At 71.1% G+C, this 18630-nt stretch carries 18 protein-coding genes; 6 read left to right on the top strand and 12 right to left on the bottom strand.

Annotated elements, in window-relative coordinates:
* Nucleotides 1-205 precede the first annotated feature (205 nt).
* From ACFXOM_RS24530 to rpmG, 6 genes are all read right to left on the bottom strand, one after another.
* Complete coding sequence (locus ACFXOM_RS24530) at nucleotides 206-1924, bottom strand: acyl-CoA dehydrogenase family protein (protein ID WP_384941174.1); 1719 nt, start codon at nucleotides 1922-1924, stop codon at nucleotides 206-208.
* A gap of 62 nt (nucleotides 1925-1986) precedes the next feature.
* The gene (locus ACFXOM_RS24525) at nucleotides 1987-2553 is read right to left on the bottom strand and encodes a PadR family transcriptional regulator (RefSeq protein ID WP_384941172.1); all 567 of its coding nucleotides are present in this window, start codon (nucleotides 2551-2553) and stop codon (nucleotides 1987-1989) included.
* Between the two features lie 594 nt (nucleotides 2554-3147).
* Nucleotides 3148-3387 (bottom strand): 30S ribosomal protein S18, encoded by a 240-nt coding sequence (gene rpsR / locus ACFXOM_RS24520; protein WP_384941170.1) that lies wholly within the window; start codon nucleotides 3385-3387, stop codon nucleotides 3148-3150.
* A gap of 93 nt (nucleotides 3388-3480) precedes the next feature.
* Nucleotides 3481-4647: a GTP-binding protein gene (locus ACFXOM_RS24515; RefSeq protein WP_384941168.1), complete on the bottom strand. Its 1167-nt coding sequence runs from the start codon at nucleotides 4645-4647 to the stop codon at nucleotides 3481-3483.
* Entirely contained in the window at nucleotides 4644-4895 is a 252-nt protein-coding gene (locus ACFXOM_RS24510; RefSeq protein WP_385039270.1) for a type B 50S ribosomal protein L31, read from the bottom strand. The genes ACFXOM_RS24515 and ACFXOM_RS24510 overlap by 4 nt, the downstream gene beginning before the upstream one ends.
* Before the next feature lie 5 nt (nucleotides 4896-4900).
* On the bottom strand, nucleotides 4901-5065 hold the full coding sequence (gene rpmG, locus ACFXOM_RS24505) for a 50S ribosomal protein L33 (RefSeq protein ID WP_043238828.1): 165 nt from the start codon (nucleotides 5063-5065) through the stop codon (nucleotides 4901-4903).
* A gap of 86 nt (nucleotides 5066-5151) precedes the next feature.
* On the opposite strand from rpmG, the gene rpmB reads away from it, so the two are divergent.
* The 6 genes from rpmB to ACFXOM_RS24475 all read left to right on the top strand — a co-directional run bounded on the left by rpmB (nucleotide 5152) and on the right by ACFXOM_RS24475 (nucleotide 10887).
* A complete protein-coding gene (rpmB, locus tag ACFXOM_RS24500) occupies nucleotides 5152-5388 on the top strand; it encodes a 50S ribosomal protein L28 (RefSeq protein ID WP_384941164.1) in 237 nt (78 codons plus the stop codon).
* Complete coding sequence (gene rpsN / locus ACFXOM_RS24495; protein WP_384941162.1) at nucleotides 5388-5693, top strand: 30S ribosomal protein S14; 306 nt, start codon at nucleotides 5388-5390, stop codon at nucleotides 5691-5693. The genes rpmB and rpsN overlap by 1 nt, the downstream gene beginning before the upstream one ends.
* A 524-nt stretch (nucleotides 5694-6217) precedes the next feature.
* Complete coding sequence (gene pgm, locus ACFXOM_RS24490; RefSeq protein ID WP_384941160.1) at nucleotides 6218-7858, top strand: phosphoglucomutase (alpha-D-glucose-1,6-bisphosphate-dependent); 1641 nt, start codon at nucleotides 6218-6220, stop codon at nucleotides 7856-7858.
* Nucleotides 7859-8296: 438 nt separating this feature from the next.
* Nucleotides 8297-8674 carry a DUF779 domain-containing protein gene (locus ACFXOM_RS24485; protein ID WP_384941158.1) on the top strand — a complete coding sequence of 126 codons (378 nt, stop codon included), beginning with the start codon at nucleotides 8297-8299 and terminating at the stop codon, nucleotides 8672-8674.
* A 62-nt stretch (nucleotides 8675-8736) separates the two neighbouring features.
* A complete protein-coding gene (locus ACFXOM_RS24480) occupies nucleotides 8737-9966 on the top strand; it encodes a phosphodiester glycosidase family protein (protein ID WP_385039414.1) in 1230 nt (409 codons plus the stop codon).
* A 126-nt stretch (nucleotides 9967-10092) separates the two neighbouring features.
* Nucleotides 10093-10887, top strand: a complete 795-nt coding sequence (locus ACFXOM_RS24475; protein ID WP_385039267.1) for a VOC family protein — start codon at nucleotides 10093-10095, stop codon at nucleotides 10885-10887.
* Nucleotides 10888-11096: 209 nt separating this feature from the next.
* On the opposite strand, the gene ACFXOM_RS24470 is transcribed toward ACFXOM_RS24475, so the two are convergent.
* From ACFXOM_RS24470 to ACFXOM_RS24445, 6 genes are all read right to left on the bottom strand, one after another.
* Entirely contained in the window at nucleotides 11097-12725 is a 1629-nt protein-coding gene (locus ACFXOM_RS24470; protein WP_385039265.1) for a hypothetical protein, read from the bottom strand.
* Nucleotides 12726-12852: 127 nt separating this feature from the next.
* Entirely contained in the window at nucleotides 12853-14490 is a 1638-nt protein-coding gene (locus ACFXOM_RS24465) for a serine hydrolase (RefSeq protein ID WP_384948611.1), read from the bottom strand.
* A 196-nt stretch (nucleotides 14491-14686) separates the two neighbouring features.
* On the bottom strand, nucleotides 14687-14881 hold the full coding sequence (locus ACFXOM_RS24460; RefSeq protein ID WP_384941150.1) for a hypothetical protein: 195 nt from the start codon (nucleotides 14879-14881) through the stop codon (nucleotides 14687-14689).
* 274 nt (nucleotides 14882-15155) lie between these two features.
* Nucleotides 15156-16238, bottom strand: coding sequence for an acyl-CoA dehydrogenase family protein (locus ACFXOM_RS24455; RefSeq protein WP_384948610.1), 1083 nt, complete (start codon nucleotides 16236-16238; stop codon nucleotides 15156-15158).
* Nucleotides 16235-17416, bottom strand: a complete 1182-nt coding sequence (locus ACFXOM_RS24450; protein WP_384941146.1) for an acyl-CoA dehydrogenase family protein — start codon at nucleotides 17414-17416, stop codon at nucleotides 16235-16237. Before ACFXOM_RS24450 ends, ACFXOM_RS24455 begins: the two co-directional genes overlap by 4 nt.
* Nucleotides 17413-18381, bottom strand: a complete 969-nt coding sequence (locus tag ACFXOM_RS24445) for an NADPH:quinone oxidoreductase family protein (protein WP_384941144.1) — start codon at nucleotides 18379-18381, stop codon at nucleotides 17413-17415. The genes ACFXOM_RS24450 and ACFXOM_RS24445 overlap by 4 nt, the downstream gene beginning before the upstream one ends.
* Between the last annotated feature and the right edge of the window lie 249 nt (nucleotides 18382-18630).

The raw sequence follows: 18630 nt of genomic DNA, 5'->3' as shown, positions 1-18630 counted from the left end.
GCGACAAAGCTCCCCCGTTTGGGGGGGGGGGCGCCGGGGGGGGGGGGGGTTTTTTTTTTTTTGTCGGGGGGGGGGGGTTCCTTTTTTTTTTGTTTGGTTCGGTGCACCCCCGGGGCCCCGCCCCCCACCCAGGAAGCGTCGTCGCGGCATCGAGCGGTGGCGGTGCCGTGTGGCTTCGGCGCCGCGCCGCGTGGACGCGATGCCGCTACGGGGTCATCTCGTAGGCGCCGGAGAGCGCCTCGACGTGCTCCCAGACGCGCGCCGCCCGGGCTTCGTCCACGACCGGGCGCCGGACCGCGCCGAGCGCCCAGGTCTGCTGCTGCGGTGTGGCCGAGTCCTTGCCGTGCAACTCGACCGCGTGTGCGGAGAAGTCCCGGACGAGGACGGCGAACAGCTCGTCGAGCACGTCCTGGTCCAGGTCCGTGAGACGCGCCTGCTCCAGGATCAGCTGGCCGTGCACGACGAGCGCGAAGAGCTGGCCGACGGCGAGGAGGAAGTCGAGGTCGCGGCTCTGCTCCTCGCCGGGTGCTGCCGTGGTGACGAACTCGCACAGGGCGTCGGCCTGCTCCCTGAAGCGAGCCACGTTCGGCACGTGCGCGTATCCGTCGTAGGCGGGCCGCCAGTCGTGGAACCGCACGGATCCGAGGCCGCGGGCGGGACCCTGGCGGAAGAGGAAGTCGTCGTCGGCCGCGTCCAGCCGGGTCGGCACGGGCTCGTACTCGGCGGGGTTCAGCAGGTGGTTGCCCATGAACTTGAGGATCAGCGCCAGGTTGACGTGGACGGTTCCCTCCAGCTTGGGCAGCCCGCGGATCTCGGATGCCGCCTGGGCGAAGTAGGTGTCCTTCTCGAAGCCCTTGGCCGCGATGACGTCCCACATCAGGTCGATGACCTTCTCGCCCTCGGTGGTCACCTTCATCTTCGTCATCGGATTGAAGAGGAGGTAGCGGCGGTCGTCGGGACCCGCGGAGCGGAAGTAGTCGACGGCCCGGTCGCTGAACAACTTCATGCCGACCAGACGGACGTAGGCGTCGGCCAGTTCCCGGCGCACGTGCGGGAAGGCGGTCACCGGGCGACCGTAGAGGACGCGGTTGTGCGCGTGCGTCACGGCCTCGTACATCGCGTGCTCACAGATGCCGATCGAGGCCGTGCAGAGGTTGAACTTGCCGACGTTGACGGTGTTCAGTGCGGCGTCGAAGGCGGCTCGGCCGGTGTGCAGGACGTCGTCCGGGGCGACCGGGTAGCCGTCGAGGCGGAACTCGCTCACGTACTTCGAGGAGTCGACGACGTTCTTCACCAGGTGGTAGTTCGGGTGGCTGCTGTCCGCCGCGAAGAAGACGTAGCCGTCAGGCCCTTCGACGTCGGTGCGACGGCCGAAGACCGAGACCAGTCCGGCGGTGTTGCCGTTGCCGATGTAGTACTTGGAACCGCTGGCCAGGAACCCGCCGTTGCCGTCGGGCTCGAGCAGCATGTCGGTGGAGTAGATGTCGGCGCCGTGGGCCTTCTCCGACAGGCCGAAGGCGAACACCTCACCCTGGATGAGGAGTTCGGCCGCACGGGCGCGGGCCGCCGCGTTGTCGCTCTGCCAGACCGGGCCGAGACCGAGGATGGTGACCTGCCAGGCGTACCAGTAGTCGAGCCCGTAGAAACCGAAGATCTCGTTGAGTGCGGCGATACGCGCGGTGTCCCAGCGCTGGTCGTCGTCGCCCGCGGCGGCGGACGGGGTCAGGAACGTGGCGAAGAGCCCCTCCTTCGCGGAGAAGTCGAGGAACTCCGCCAGCCAGGCGCGCGAGCGGTAGTCCTCGATCAGCTTGCGCTTGCCGCGCTCCTCGAACCAGTCGACGGTGGCGCGCAGCAGCCTCCGGGTCTCGGCGTCGAAGTGCGCGGGGTCGTAGGTGCGCGGGTTGAACAGCAGCGGGACGGCCATGGGTGTCGCCTTCCGAGGGGTCGGGGTTGACGGTTCGGGGGTCGGTGGGTGGCGGAAGCGGATCAGGCAGACGGGTGCGACGCGCCCAGGCGGTGCAGCGTGGCGAGCACGTCGTCCAGCCAGGCGATCGTCATCCGCTCGTACGCGATGCCACCGCGCAGCACGACGTGCTGTAGTTCCTGACCGGCATCGAGCGGAACCGGGGCACCGGGCCCGGTGAAGTCACGCGCCTCGCCGCCGAGGTAGCGCGCGAGCCGGTCCTCGTGCGCCCTGCGGTGCCGCTGGACCTCTCGGATCAGGGCGGAGGGTTCGTCGAAGGCCGCACCGCGGATCTTCACGGCCAATTCGTGCCGGACGCTCTCCGGTTCGATCGGCTCGTGCAGCCACCGTGAGAGCTCGGCGCGGCCTGGCTCCGCGACCGAGTACACCTTCTTGTCGGGCCGGCCTTGCTGCGGCACGTCTCGCACGTCAAGCAGCCCCTCGCCCTCCATCCGCTTCAGGACGCGGTAGATCTGCTGGTGGGTGGCGGTCCAGAAGTAGCCGATGGACCGCTCGAACCGCCGGGCCAGCTCGTAACCGGAGCCCGGCTTCTCCAACAGGGAGACGAGGATCGCGTGGTCGAGCGCCATACCGTCGATCCTTCTATGCAACTCGTTGCATAGACAAGAGGCAGTGCCGCGATGAGACGGGGCTCACCCCGACGTCCGTCGAGAGCTCACGGCGCCGCGCACCCGGCACGGCGTCGCCGCACGGGGCTACGCTGCGGACCCTCCCCCATGGGCGGCGGCCGTTCAGGCGCCCGGTGCGTCCTGAGCAGCGGCGACCGGTTGCCGCAGCGCCCGGAGGGCAGCGCTCCGCGACCGCCTCGCCGCCCCGCGTCGGACGGTCACGAAACTGCTCGCCCCCCTGAAGACTTCCCTCCCTGACGTGCCGACCCGCACCCCGAGCCTGCCGGGGTCATCCGGCCCGGCACCCGTGGCGCGGGCGTCGCGTCCGGGCCGGTGCGGCCGGACGCACCGGCCGACTCACTGCCCCAGCTTCGCAATGGCGGTCACGAGAGCGTGGGCCGCTCTCCGCGCCCGCAGGACGGTCAACGGCACGGCATCCCCCTCGTGGTCCTCACCCTGCTCTTCCTGTCCGTGTCATGCGGCTCGCCCGGCTCCACTTCCCGAGCCGCCTGGATGTTGTGTCCGCCCCCCCCGGCGCGCGACGGCGGGCAGGGGTCATCGGGAGGCGTACGGGATCAAGGCCATCTCGCGGGCGTTCTTGACGGCACGGGCGATCTGGCGCTGCTGCTGGAGCGTCACGTGGGTCACCCGGTGGCTGCGGATCTTCCCCCGGTCGGAGATGAACTTCCTCAGCACTTCCGTGTTCTTGTAGTCGACCGCGGTGATGCCGGCGGCGTCCAGGGGGTTGGCGCGGCTGCGCCTCGGGACCTGACGGCGGGCTGGGCGACGGGACACTGTGGGACCTTTCGTGGAACGTACGGGTCGGGTCGGGGGAACGCCCGGAACACGGGGGCGACCACCGGGGAATCGGCGCGGGCGGGACTGCGATCAGGCAACCTGGTCGAGCAGGCCGTGGAAGGCACTCGGCAGCGCTTTCCACGCTTCCGGCCCCGCGGCGTACTCAGCCTCGGTGAGCAGACAGCCGTCAAGGAGCGCCAACAGACCGTCCCGGTCCAGATCGGGAGAGGTGAACGCGAGGTACTGACAGCGGTCGCCGTGATCCGGGTGCCAGTCCAGCGACGCCGCCACCCGGCGTTCGGCGGGCACCATCTCCCAGGCGGCGTCCGGGAGCGCGGCCAGCCAGGGGCCCGCCGACTCGACGCACAACGCGCCACCGGCGGCATCCCACGACAGCAGGGTGTCGGGCCGGTCTGCCAGCCAGAAGCGGCCGCGACTGCGCGCGGCGGCACACGTCAGGTCCTCGAGCGCCGCGTAGAGGCGTTCCGGGTGGAAGGGCCGGTCGCGTCGCCACGCCAGGGTGGTCACTCCGTGCTCTTCGGCTTCCTGGGGCAACAGTGCACAGGAGGGGTGCTGACGGGCGGCTGCGGCACCGATGTCGAATCCGGCCGTCAGGGCGGTGCCGAGCGTCCCCTCCCCGATGCGCACCTGACGTGCGGCAGGGGTGAGTTGGCCGAGCAGCGCGCGGTCGCCGTCATCGGCGGACTCGCCCGCGGCCCCGGGGCCCGCCACGGCGATCACCGTCGGGTACTCCACTTGGCGGGCGAAGGTGTCGGCGACCGTCCGCTGGTCCGTCGGAGCCGCCGCGAGCCCGGCGTCCACCAGGTCGTCGCCGTTGGACAGGCTCGGCAGGACGAGTGCCGGTTCGACGGCCACCGCCACCCCGCTCAGCACCAGAGGTGCGCCCCGGGCCGCGATCACCGCCGCCATGGCCTGCGGCTCGACCGAATCCCACAGTTCCACCAACGCCAGCCGGTGGTCACCGCCTTCCGCCAGGCGCACCAGCTCCGGCACGAGGTCTTCGCGCAGCGCGCAGCACGCGCAGTCGTTGACCAGGGGTGCGTCACCGCGGGAGAGAAGGCCGCGGGTGTCCCGTACGGTGCGGTGCACGGCACCGTCCGCCGCGGCGGACAGATCGTGGTGCAGCACGACGGAGCCGGGGACGGTGCGCAGGACCTCTTCGACGGCCGCCTGCCGCGCGGCGGCGTGCAGGCCGGCGACGATCGCTACGGGAAGCCGTGCCGCTTCGGTGTTCATCGCCCCCTCCCTCCGTATCGCTGTTCGAAGCGCTCCACACGGCCCGCGGTGTCCAGCACCCGCTGGCGTCCGGTGAAGAACGGATGGCTCGCCGAGGAGACCTCGACGTCGATGACCGGGTAGCTGTGGCCGTCCTCCCATACGACGGTGTGGTCACTGGTGGCCGTCGAGCGAGTGAGGAAGGCGTGACCGGCGGCCCGGTCACGGAAGACGAGCGGCCGGTACTCGGGGTGGATTCCGGGCTTCACGGAGGTCAGCGCTCCTCACGGAAGTCGACGTGCCGGCCGGCGACCGGGTCGTACTTGCGGAGAGTCATCCGATCGGGATCGTTCCGGCGGTTCTTCCGGGTCACATAGGTGTAGCCGGTCCCCGCGGTGGACCTCAGCTTGATGATCGGGCGGAGTTCGTTGCGTGCCATGGCCACAGCATACACGGAAGTGGTTTTCATTTTCATCTAGCTGATACGGTGCACCTCCGACGCCCCACCGAGACAACGGAGGAACCGTGTCCGCGCAGTGCCAACTCACCGGCAGGAAACCCGGCTTCGGCCACCGCATCTCCCACGCGCACCGACGCAGCAAGCGGCGCTTCGATCCCAACGTCCAGCGCCGGCGGTACTGGCTCCCGAGCGAGCGGCGCCACGTCCGGCTCACCCTGAGCACCAAGGGCATCAGGACCGTCGACGCCATCGGCATCGAGGCGGCCGTTGCGCGCATTCGCGCGCGGGGAGGCACGATCTGATGGCGAAGAAGAGCAAGATCGCCAAGAACGAGCAGCGGCGTGCGGTCGTCGAGCGCTACGCCCGGCGCCGCGCGGAACTGAAAGCGGTCATCGCATCACCCCACGCATCGGCCGGCGAACGCGACGCCGCGCAGAAGGAATTGCAGCGACAGCCCCGGGACGCCAGCCCCACCCGGGTGCGCAACCGCGACTGCGTGGACGGACGACCGCGCGGCCATCTGCGTGCCTTCGGCCTGTCCCGCATCCGCCTGCGCTCCATGGCCCACGCCGGTGAACTCCCCGGTGTCACCAAGAGCAGTTGGTAATGCGACCGGTTCGCCGGGGCCCGGGAACGGTGCCCCGGCGGCCGGTTCCCGTCACAACGGCACCGGGCGGGATCCGTTGCGGGTGACGCCGCGGCCCGGCCGGCCCCTTCCCGTAGCCCGTGGGGCGCCGGTGTGCCGCGCGGATGCTGCCGGACCGCCGGGCAACGGAGCACGAGGTGCCCGTGCACCCGGCGCCACCGGCTCCGGTGCGAGCGGACGACCGACGTCGCGGGGCTGTCCCCAGCACCGCACGGTCTCGCGACGGCTGTCGGCCACGCCCCGCGCCGCGCCGCGCCGCCCGAAGGCGAGGCACCCTCCGGCCATCCAGTCACCCGGAAATCGACGGCCGACCGGTCAATCCTGGGAGAATCGGGCCGCGGTGGGACGCCTCGGCACCCGCTCGGGCGCAGCCTGCCGGAAGTCCGGCGGCACGTTCGCGCGGAGAGGCAACCCGGCGAACCGCGGCCAACGAGCGATCATGGCTGGTGCACTGATCGCACCGACCGAAGCGGAGGAATGGACGGATGCCGAACGAGCGCGCGGGACGACCGGCGCAGCCGGAAGACCTCATCGACGTGTCCCGGCTGGTGACGGCGTACTACGCCTTGCACCCCGATCCGGCGGATCCCACCCAACGCGTCGCCTTCGGCACGTCGGGACACCGGGGGTCCTCCCTCCGCACCGCCTTCAACGAAGATCACATCGCCGGGGTGAGCCAGGCGATCTGCGAGTACCGGGCCCAGCAGGGCACGGACGGGCCGCTGTTCCTCGGGGCCGACACGCATGCACTGTCCGAACCGGCCAAGGTGACCGCCGTCGAGGTCTTCGCCGCGAACGGGGTCACCGTCCTCGTCGACGACGCAGACGGCTACACGCCCACCCCGGCCGTTTCGCACGCCATCCTCACCCACAACCGCGGGCGCTCCTCCGGGCTCGCCGACGGCGTGGTGGTGACACCGTCGCACAACCCGCCGGCCGACGGCGGGTTCAAGTACAACCCGCCGAACGGCGGGCCGGCCGGCTCCGAGGCCACCGGCTGGATCCAGGACCGTGCCAACGAGATCATCACCGGCGGTCTGAAGGACGTCCGGCGGGTCCCGTACTCAAGGGCTCTGGCTGCGCCCACCACCGGTCGTTACGACTTCCTCGGGTCCTATGTGCGCGACCTTCCGTCCGTACTCGACCTGGACGCCGTACGCAACGCGGGCGTGCGCATCGGCGCCGATCCGCTGGGGGGCGCGTCCGTCGCGTACTGGGGCCGGATCGCCGAGGAACACCGCCTGGACCTGACCGTCGTCAATCCGTACACGGATCCCACGTGGCGCTTCATGACGCTCGACTGGGACGGCAAGATCCGGATGGACTGCTCCTCCCCTTACGCGATGGCGTCCCTGATCGAGCAGCGCGACCGCTACCGGATCGCCACCGGCAACGACGCCGACGCCGACCGGCACGGCATCGTCACGCCGGACGGCGGGCTGATGAACCCCAACCACTACCTCGCCACGGCGATCGCCTACCTCTACGGCCACCGCGCCCAGTGGCCCGCCGACGCCGGGATCGGCAAGACGCTCGTGTCATCGAGCATGATCGACCGGGTGGCGGATGACCTCGGCCGGGAACTGGTCGAAGTCCCGGTCGGCTTCAAGTGGTTCGTGGACGGGCTGGCCGGCGGCACGCTCGGGTTCGGCGGTGAGGAGTCGGCCGGGGCGTCCTTCCTGCGCCGCGACGGTTCGGTGTGGACCACCGACAAGGACGGGATCCTGCTGGCGCTGCTGGCGTCGGAGATCCTCGCCGTGACCGAGCGGACGCCGAGCCAGCACTACGCCTCGCTCACCGAGCGGTTCGGCGAACCCGCCTACGCCCGCGTCGACGCCCCCGCGACCCGCGAGGAGAAGGCCGTGCTGGGCCGGCTCTCCCCCGAGCAGGTGACGGCGGACACGCTCGCCGACGAACGGATCACCTCGGTGCTCACCCACGCCCCGGGCAACGGGGCACCCGTCGGCGGCATCAAGGTGTCCACCGACAACGCCTGGTTCGCCGCGCGCCCCTCCGGCACGGAGGATGTCTACAAGATCTACGCCGAGTCCTTCCTCGGTCCGAACCACCTGGCACGGGTGCAGGAGGAGGCGCGTTCCGTCGTAGCGGCCGCACTGAGCGGCTGATCTGCGCCGTTCCGCCGTCTGTGGAACGCCTCGACGGCCACGCGGGTTCTGCTGGTTCCTCGGCGGGTCCTCGGAAGGGTCTGCGAGGCGTGCCGTGTCCGCCGTCCGGCCCGGGCTGACGGCGGAACGGCGGCGTCCGGCCCGGATGTCGGCACCGGGTGTCCGTCCACGGACCCGCCGTCGAAGAGGTCCGTGCAGTCGCCGCGGCATCGGCTCGGCGATGTCGAGGAGCCGAGTGGGCGGTGCAGTGCAGCAGTCGTACGCCCGTCGCCTTCCGCAGCTCCGCACCGGGGACGTCAGACCGGCGCATCCCTCGGGTGTTCCTCCCGTGTGCAACCCCTACGCAACGTCCCGCGGAGTTGGCTCGGACGACTGCCCCGACGCCGGGTGCCGGCCGGCTCGGGCGGCGGTCCGGCCGGGGAGAGGGAGGAGAGCACGATGCTCGAGCCGAGTACGGGTGCCGCCGGGCACCCGCGCGTGGAACTGACTCCTGCCGCCGCCGAGCTGGTGCGGCGGCTGCGCGACGTCCACGGTCCTCTGATGTTCCATCAGTCCGGTGGCTGCTGCGACGGCAGTGCGCCGATGTGCTACCCGGAGGGCGAGTTCCGGACGGGTGGTTCCGACGTGCTGTTGGCGACGCTGTCCGTCGAAGGAGTGGCAGAGCCCGTGACTTTCTGGATGTCGGCGAGCCAGTACGAGGTGTGGCGTCACACCCGTCTTATCGTCGACGTCGTCGAGGGCCGTGGCAGCGGCTTCTCGCTGGAGGCGCCGGAAGGCGTCCGTTTTCTGATCCGTTCCCGGCTGGTCGGTCCCTAGCTTCCCGCGTCTGGTCAACTCTCCGGTGAATGAACGGAGTCGACCAGACGACTGGGGACGATATGACGATCGGTCAAGCTCGCTTCCGGTGTGTGCTCAGCGTCATCCTGGCGTGGTGCGCCCTGGCCGTGACGGGACTCGCGTCGGCCGGCACGGCGACCGCGGCGACGACGTGGACGCGCGTCTCGGCCGGCGTGGTGTACCGGTGGTTCGACATCACCGCGGCCAAGGGCACGGCACGGGCCCACCTACTCTCCGTGGACCTTCGCGACCCCCGGGTCTCGGTCGGCCTGCTGTACCCGGGAGCGGTCGGCGCCAGAGCACCCGTTTCCGTACTCGCCGACCGCGCACACGCCGTCGCCGGGGTCAACGGTGACTTCTTCAACATCACGGAGACACAGCACCCCGGGGTCGCGGCGACAGGCGCCGCGGTCGGTCCCGCGGTCGTCGACGGGCAGGAACTCAAGGCGGCCGTACCGAACGGGCAGCGGTTCGGCCCCGCCCTGCCGCCCGGAACCACCACCCGTGACGTGCTCGGCGTCGGCCGCGACGGCACGGCACGGCTCGGACGACTGGCCCTGGACGGCACGGTGACGACGCCCACGGGCCGGATGCCGCTCGGTGGGCTGAACCAGTACGCGATCCCCGTGGGGTCGGTCGGGGCGTTCACCTCGGTGTGGGGCACGGTCTCCCGGCTCCGTGCGACATGCGGCACGGACACCGACAGAGCGGCGCCGTGCAGCACGGACACCCATGAGGTGACGGTGCGGGGCGGCCGCGTCGTCGCGTCGACCGGAGCACCGGGGAAGGGCGCGATCGCGGCGGACTCGGAGGTGCTGGTCGGCCGGGAGGCGGGTGCGGCAGCGCTGCGGTCGCTCCGCATCGGCGACGCCGTGACCGTGCGGCACCAGCTCGTCGAAGGGCGTTCACGCACCCCCTACCGCTTCGCGGTGGGCGGCTACCCGATCATGCGCGGCGGCACGCCCCTGTCCGGTCTCGACGTCGTCACCTCAGCGGTGCGCACGGCCGCCGGGATCGCCGACGACGGCCACGCGCTCCTGCTCCTGGCACTGGACGGGGACGGGGAGTTCCGCTCGGGCCTGACGGTCGCCGAGGTCGCGTCCGTGCTGAGGCAGGCAGGGGCCGTCGACGCGGTCAACCTGGACGGCGGCGGCTCCTCGACGCTGGTCACCCGGGCCAACGGCGCTCGCACCGTGACCGTGCGCAACCATCCCAGCGGTGGGACGGAACGCGCGGTCGCGAACGGCATCGGTGTCTTCTACGGAGGCTGATTCGCGGGTCGCCGAGCGGGTGGGCGCCCCGCTGGCTAGCGTGGCACCGAGGACCCTGCGGGGCGCCGGACAGCCGCTCCCGAGGCGGTCCTCGGACACTTCCGTACCGAGGAAAGAGTCACAGTCATGGCCGCACAACCTGAAGGAACCCCAATCTGGGCGGACGCGATGTTCTCCGACCTGGAAGGAGCGAAGAGCTTCTACTCCGCAGTCCTGGGGTGGACGTTCGGCGAGGCCACGTCGGAGTACGGCAACTACACGCAGGCGTATGCGGACGGCAAGGCCGTCGCCGCGGTCGTCCCGCCGATGCCCGGCCAGGAGGGCTCGTCGCAGTGGTGCCTGTACCTGGCGTCACCCGATGCCGCGGCGACCGCCGAGAAGATCAAGCAGAACGGCGGCACGGTCCTCATGGAGCCGATGCAGGTCGGTGACTTCGGATCGATGTGCCTGGCGCGGGACCCGAGCGGGGTGGCCTTCGGCGTCTGGCAGCCCGGCACCCACGAGGGGTTCGAGAAAACGGGCGAGCCCGGCTCCTTCGCGTGGGCCGAGGTGTTCACGCGCGAACCCGAGAAGTCCGACGCCTTCTTCCCCGCGGTGTTCCCGTACGGGACCCAGCGCATGGAGGACGAGCACATCGACTACCGGATCTTCAACCTGGGCGCGGATCGGCCCGTCCTCGGTCGGATGAAGATGTCCGAGGAGGAGTTCCCGCAGGAGGCCCGGCCGTGCGTCCAGGTGTTCTGGGCAGTCCCGAACTGCGATGAGGCGGTCTCCGCAGCGCAGGAACTGAACGGGAGGCTGGTCTTCGGCCCGATGGACAGCCCCTTCGGGCGCTTCGCAGCCCTGGTCGACCCGCAGGGAGCGGGGTTCGCGGTCATCGACATGTCGACTACGTCGGGGGCCGTGCCGAAGATGGTCTGACGCACCCCACGCGGGCCCGGAGCTGTGTGGGAGCTGCTCCGGGCACCCGCACGTCCGGGGCCCCTCCCCGGGCACACGGCCCACGAGGGTGCGCGTCGCCCGGCTGGTGAGCAACTCCACCGCGTCCGCCCGCACCGCTGCCCTGCCCAGGGCGGGCCTGGTCGGCACGATCCCCGTGGGTGCGCGGGTGCTGCGCCGACGGATCGCGCTCAGGACCGTGCCGTCCCCGGACGGGCCTCGCGGAGGCTCCCCGCGGCCTCCTCGTCCTCGTCGCGTACGGCGACGATGCCGTTGAAGACCCCCGCGTAGAGCGTGCCGTCCGGGCCGATGGTGATCGGGGCCCAATTGTTGTCGTAGCGCAGTCCGGTGCCCGTGAGACGGCTCCAGCGGCGTTCCCCTGTGCGGAAGTCGACGGCGGTGACGTACCAGGCGTCGATCCCCAGCGGGTGCGGCGGCTTTTCGTAGAAGTACACCAGGCCGTTCGCGGTGGAGAGTTTGGGGACGGTGGAGGGCGAGCGCACGTCGCTCTGCCAGACGGTGTCGCAGCCGCTGCCGTCCGCCCGCACGTCGATGCGGGTGGCACCACCCACCACGCTGCGGCCGAAGACGAGGGACGTCAGGTTCTCGTAGCCGTAGTTGTTCTCCACCACCAGGCTGTTCCCCCAGCTGATCAGGGAGTTGTCGGTGGTCGAGGCACCGCTGCCGAAGACGGGGACCTTGCAGACGAGTCGCCGCTTCGCGGGGACGTCCGTGCCGCGCCGGAAGACCAGGACGTTCATTCGGTCGTCCGCGTTGTCGGTGATCGCGACGTAGTCGTCGCCCTGGCCGAACAGGTCGGGCGTGGTGCCCGAACCCTGGTTCACCGAGCCGGGTTTGCTTCCCGTGCCCCGGTCGTACGTCTGCCGCCACTGGACGCGGGGGGTGCCTCCGGCGTCCCCGAGGAAGCCGTAGAGGGCGTGGTCGGAGACGACGAAGACGCCGTCCTCGGCGACGGAGAAGGAGTTCTGTATCTCTTCGCCGTCGATGCGTACCGAGCGGACGGTCCCGGTGGCGGGATCGACGGTGCCGACCCGGCCGAGACGTGTCACCCACCAGATCCGGCCGTTCCAGTCGGGCATCACGGAGGTGACGGGGTCGCAGGTGCCGCTCGGGAAGAGGTTGGTCCAGCTGATGCAGTCGTGCGGCACGTGCGCCGTCAGATCCCAGTCGTCCTCCACGGCGAACCGCCAGGAGCCGTCCGCCGCCCGTGCGTGCGCGATGCGCAGGACGTGCTGGCGGGAGTCGGCGAGGACGACGCGGTCCTGGTCGTCGAGGTAGAAGTAGGCTCCGCCGGAGGTGTCCTTGAAGATCTTCGAGAAGTCGAGGCGGGTGATGGCTTCGACGGTGGAGGAGCGCTGGGGCAACCGGTATTCGGCGAGGGTTCCGAGGGTACGTGGATCGAGGAGCTTGAGGAGGAAACCGGAGAAGGTTCCGCAGACGGTGAGGAGACGGCCGGCCGAGTCGAAGGTGGCCGTGGCGCATTCGCCGCCGATCGGGGCGATCTTCTCGCTGGTCACGGAGGGGCGGACACCGAGGGGACCCGAGTAGGGGTGGGTGCCGCTGCCCGCGGCGTCCGCGTGCATGCCGCTGCGCCCGTTCGTCGCGAGGTGGGGGTTCTGGGGCAGAGGCAGGCCCGGCACGGGACGTGGGGTCGCGGGTGCCCCGTCGTAGGGGCTGACGAGGCGGTGTCCGGGTGCTCGGGGGATCTCCTCGGCCCGCGCGGCAGTCGGGGGGACGACCGCGTAGGCGCAGAGGGCGAGCACCAGGGGCAGTGCGCGGGCGAGCGCTCTTCGGGACACTGCTGCTCCTCGTCGGACGTCACGTGGGTCGCACCGGGGCCCGACGCTAGGGCCGTTGGCGTCACGTGTCCATGCAGATGCCCGTGGTTTCGCGGTCACTTCAGCAGCGGCCGGCGGCGCGCCCCGCTCACCTGCGCGTGAAGGTACCGAGACCGTTCTCGTCGAGGTATTCGACGCGGAAGCTGCGGGAGGTCCCTTCGTGAGGGGAGAAGGTGACGCCGGTCAGGCCGACCGCGTTCTCCCCCTTCGTCCGGAAGCTGAAGGTGTCCCCGCTGTAGTGGGTGAGTCGGAACTTCTGCGGCGCGGGACCCAGTTCGAGGACGAGGCCGCCGCCGTCCTCGGTGACGACGGCCTTCCCGTAGTACGGGCTGTCGTACGTCCCGGTGTACGCGCGGTCGTCGCGGGCGGGCCGGGCGTTCGCGGGTGGCCGGGCGTAGTTCGTGCGGGAACCGTCCTGCTCGTCCATCTGCTCGTACAGTCCGGAGAAGAAGGACAGCCAGTCGATGGTCGGTCTGCCGTACTGGGCGGTGTCGAAGAAGTCGAGGGCGACGGCGTCGGCCAGCCCGACGGGCTGGCCGTTGGTGAGCACGACGATGCCGAGCCGTTCGCCGGGGAGCATCGTGACGTTGGTGTTGGCTCCGAGCTCGAAGGCACCGGAATGGCTGAGCCGCAGCCGGCCCTGGTCGTCGTACCCCACGTTCCACCCGATGCCGTAGAAGCCGGTGCGCCCGGCTGGTGCGCGGGGCGGCTGGGAGGGGATCTCGGGCAGGTGGGTGTGCTCCAGGCTCTGCGCGTCGACGAGTTGCCTCCCGTCGAGCTTCCCGTCGGCGAGCTGCAGGCGCAGCCAGCGCATCATGTCCCTCGCGGTCGAGCTGGCGCCACCGGCGGGTGCCTGGGCGTCCGCGTCCCGGACGTACTTCGCCTGCCAGCTGCCGTCCGCGGTCCGGACGTGGGTGACGGCCTTGTTCGCCGCCTTCTCGTAGTCGGCGAAGGCGGAGCTGGTGGCTTCCATGCCGGCCGGCTCGTAGAGGATGTCCTCGCTGAGCTTCTCCCAGCTGACGCCCTTCGCGCGGGCGACTGCCTCGGCTGCCGCGGTGAAGCCGAAGTTGGTGTACGCATAGGAGGCGCGGAACGGGGCGAGCGGCTCGTACCGCAGGTGGCTCAGGACGTAGTTCTGGTCGTAGCCGAGGTCTTCGAGCAGGTCGCCTGCGTGGTCCGGGAGCCCGCTGCGGTGCGAGAGCAGGTCCGTGATCGTGGCGTGACGGGTCACCCAAGGGTCCTTGAGTGCGAAGCCGGGCAGGTGCTCGGCGACCGTCGTGTTCCAGTCGACGGTCTTGTCGCCGACGGCCCCGGCGATCACGGTCGATGCGATCGGCTTCGACAGCGAGGCGAGCTGGAAGACGGTGTCGGGCCCCACCGCCTCCGGCTCCCCGACCTTCCGCTCGCCGAAGCCCTTGAGGTGGATCACGCGGTCCTTGTACACCACGCCGACGGCGACTCCGGGCACGCCCGTGCGCTTCCTCATGGTCTCGACGGTGCTGTCGAGCCTCGCGACGGCACGGTCCACGTCGGCCTGGGTGAGTTGCGGCGGCGGCTGTGGCGGCGGCGCCTCGGGGGTGGGCGACGCCGGGGGCGCTGCAGGATCTGGTGACCGGTCCGCTGGAGCGGCAGCCGACGTCAGCGCGATGATCACGGCGAGCGAAGCGGCCGTGCCGGTCGCGGCGTGGCGTGCACGGTTCAGTCGTACGCCCTTCGCACCACCCATACCGTCCATTCAACGCTCGTGGCGGGGTGTTGTCTCCCGCAGTCGCGGGCCGCATGCGGTCCGGGGCCGTACCCGGCCTTGGCCCGCGGCCCGGGGCGGCTTCCGCCGGCCCACCGCGACTACGCCGGGCGGTGACGTGAGCGCGGGTGTGCACTCGACGTCCACGCCCGGCACGGCGGGCGCCTGCTCGGAGCCCTCAGGGGTGCAGGCGCCCGACCACGTCTGCGGTTGCGGAAACACCGTCGTTGATGGTGGGTGCCATGTTCGTGCCCGCGAGGAAGAACCCGAGCAGGGCGCACACCAGCGCATGCGACAGCTTGAGCCCGCCGTTGCGGAGGAAAATCACCGCGAGGACGAGCAGCAGAAGCACCACCGAAATCGAAACCACCATGGTCGGCCTCCCTCCGCCGCACCCGGGAATGTGCGGCATTCGGGCGTCAGTGTGGCGGAGACGGGGCGCCGAACGGCCGACTGGCGTGGCCGCCGATCGGGTGGTCGTCGCGCTGCCGGTTGACCGGACCCGTGCACAACCGGCCGTCGGGTCCGTGCCGGATGCATCACGAGCCCGTGGGACCGCGGATGTCGGCGGGGTCGACCGGCGGCGGGAGTCGCTCGGGTGCGGCCGCCGGTGCGGCGCCCGCCGGGGGCGCCGCACCGGGCACGTTTCACCGGGGTGCGGGCAGCGAGACCAGGTCCGCCAGCAGTTCCTTGTGGCGCCCCGGGGTACCGAGCGCGATCTCGTCCGCCTTCGCCCGCTTCAGGCGGAGGTGGGCGGGGTGTTCCCAGGTCATGCCGATCCCCGCGTGCATCTGGATGCACTCCTCCGCGGCGTGCACGGCGACGCGCGAGCAGTAGGCCTGCGCGACGGACACGGCGAGCGGTACTTCCGCGCTCTCCGTCGCGAGTGCGTCCGCGGCGTTCCGTGCGGCCGCACGCGCGTGCGCGACCTCCAGCCACAGCTGCGCCAAACGGTGCTTCAACGCCTGGAAGGAGCCGACGGGCCGGTTGAACTGGTGCCTTTCCCGGGTGTACCGGACGGTCTCCTCCAAACACCACTCGGCCAGTCCGAGCTGCTCGGATGCGAGAAGCCCGGCTCCGGCGAGGAGTCCGCGGCGCACGGCCGTGCGTGATGTCTCCGCGTCGGCGAGTCGCACCCCGGGGGTGCCTTCGACGGTGACCGAGGCGAGTGGTCGGGTCAGGTCGAAGGAGGTGAGCGGTTCGACCCGTGCGTCCTCTCGCTGCACCATGCGGAGGCCGTCCGACCCCGGCACGAGCAGGACGTCCGCGATCGCGGCGTCCGCGACGGCGGTGGCTCCGCCTTCGGGGAGCGACGCACCGGGCGCGGTGGCGAGCGGGAGGGCGAGCACCGCGACGGTGCGGCCGGCGGCCAGATCTCCGAGGAGTGCGGTGACGGCGTCGCTCCGGTCGGCGAGCCCCAACAGGGTCTCGGTCGCGATGACGGAGCTCGTGAGGTACGGAGCGGGTGCGGCGGCTCGGCCCAGCTCCTCCAGGACCACGGCGGCCTCCCGGTGGGTGGCCCCCTGACCGCCCAGCTTCTCCGGAACGAGGAGGCCCGCGGCACCGATGTCCGTGGCGAGGGACGTCCAGAGCGCAGGGTCGTAGGGGTCGCCGGTCTCGATGCGGGCGAGCAGGCCGCGGGTGTCGGTGCGGTCGGCGAGCAGCGAACGCACCGCGGACCGGAGGTGGTCCTCGGTGTCGGTGTAGAGGAGGTCGGGCTGTGCGGTCATCGTGCGAGGTCCTTCCAGGCGACGTCCGTGTCGTTGCGCGGCTCGGCCGGCAGTCCGAGCACCCGTTCGGCGACGATGTTGAGCAACACCTCGCTGGTGCCGCCCTCGATGGAGTTGCCTTTCGACCGGAGGTAGCGGTATCCGGCGTCCCGTCCGGTGAAGTCGACGAGTTCCGGTCGGCGCATGGTCCAGTCGTCGTACAACAGACCCTCCTCGCCGCGGAGTTCCACTTCCAGGCCGCTGATCTGCTGGTTGAGCCGCGCGAAGGCGAGCTTCATCCCGGAGCCCTCCGGGCCCGGTTGGCCCGCCGCGAGTTGCTGACGGAGGCGTTCGCCGGTGAGCCGGGCCACCTCGGCCTCCACCCAGAGGGCGAGCAGGCGCTGGTGCAGTTCGTGGGTGCGGAGTTCGGGTCGGTCGCGCCAGGTGCGTGCGACGGGGCCGATCATGCCGCCTTCCCGCGGCAGGCGCATGCCTCCGATCGAGACGCGTTCGTTCATGAGCGTCGTCCTGGCGACGCTCCAGCCGTCTCCCACGGCGCCCAGGCGGTGTGCGTCGGGGATGCGCACCCCGCTGAGGAATACCTCGTTGAACTCCGCCTCGCCGGTGATCTGGCGCAGCGGCCTGACCTCGACCCCGGGGTCGGTCATGTCGCAGACGAAGTAGGTGATGCCGCGGTGCTTGGGGACGTCCGGGTCGGTGCGGGCGATGAGGATGGCCCACCGGGCGAGGTGGGCACTGGACGTCCACACCTTCTGGCCGTCGACGGTCCACGCGTCGCCGTCACGGACGGCTCGGGTCCCGAGCGCAGCCAGGTCTGAGCCCGCACCCGGCTCGCTGAACAGCTGGCACCACACCTCCTCGCCGGTCCACAACGGCCGCAGGAAGCGCCGCTTCTGTTCCTCGGTGCCGTACGCGAGGATCGTGGGTGCCGCCATGCCGAGACCGATGCCGATGCGGCGGGGGTCGTTGTCGGGTGCGCCGGCGGCTTCGAGTTCCGCGTCCACGACCGCCTGGAGCGAGCGGGGTGCGTCGAGGCCGCCGAGTCCGGCGGGGTAGTGCACCCAGGCGAGACCGGCGTCGAAGCGGGCGGTGAGGAAGTCCTCGCGGCTGGTGGTGGTCGGCGGGTGTGCGGCGAGCAGGTCCCGCGTCCGGGCCCGCAGTTCAGCGGCGTCGGTCATGCGGTGGCTCCTTCCGGGAGGATGACGAGTCGACCGGTCGTGGTGCCGTCGATCACGCGCTGCACGGCGCCGGCGGCGTCCTCCAGGCCGGCCCGTTCGCTGATGAGCGGTTTGACGAGGCCCTTGGCCGCGTAGTCGGTCAGGATCTCGTGGCAGCGCAGGACCGATTTCGGATCCTTGACGTTGTACAGGCCCCAGTGCAGGCCGACGATCGAGTAGTTCTTGACCAGCGCGTGGTTGAGTGCGGGGGTGGGGATGCTGCCGCTGGCGAAGCCGACGACCAGGATGCGGCCTTCGAAGGCCACGCATTTGGCGGACTGGGCGTAGGCGTCGCCCCCGACGGGATCGTAGATCACGTCGGCGCCGCGGCCGCCGGTGACGTCCTTCACCGCTGCGACGACGTCGTCGGTGCGCCGGTCGATGACGACGTCACAGCCCAGCTCGCGGGCGACGGCCGCCTTGTGCGGCCCGCCGACGACGCCGATGACCCGGGCACCCGCGGCTTTGCCGAGTTGGACGGCGGCGCTGCCCACGCCGCCGGCCGCGGCGTGCACCAGCAGGGTCTCGCCTTCCTGGAGGTGGGCCCGGCGATGGAGCCCGAACCATCCGGTCTGGTAGCCGATGTGCAGGGCGGCCGCTTCGGCGTCGTCCAGGGCTTCCGGGGCCGGCAGCACCGCGGCCGCCTCGGCCACGGCGTACTCGGCGAAGCCTCCGTGGGGCAGCGCGGCGGTGGCGATGACGCGCCTGCCGTCCTCGGTCCGGCCGCAGAACTCGACCCCCGGGGTGAACGGCAGGGGCGGGGTGATCTGGTACTGGCCCCGGCACAGCAGCGCGTCGGGGAAGTTGACGTTCGCCGCCCGCACCTCGATCAGGACCTGTCCCTCGCCCGGCTCCGGCATGTCGACCTCTTCGAGGTGCATCACCTCCCTCGGCTCGCCGTTCCGGTGGACTCGCCATGCCTGCATTGGGGCCTCCACAAAGACTCGACCGGTACCGAACGATCGCATACTAAGCGGTCGCTTGCCCCTAGGGGAACCACCCGCCCGGTCCACTTCGCCGGCAGGGGCTCCGCCCCGCCCCGGCTCCCGTGCCCCATTCTCAGGACGAGGCCATGGGGACCGGCCGCCGCACCCGGTCTCCCGCCCGCCCGGGCCGTGCCGACGCCCGCTCACACCGCAGTGCGAGGGAGGCCGCTCCGTCCGTGTGTCCCAGGT

The organism is Streptomyces sp. NPDC059169, assembly GCF_042755225.1.
Taxonomy (GTDB): domain Bacteria; phylum Actinomycetota; class Actinomycetes; order Streptomycetales; family Streptomycetaceae; genus Streptomyces.
This window is presented reverse-complemented; position numbering and strand designations above follow the sequence as displayed.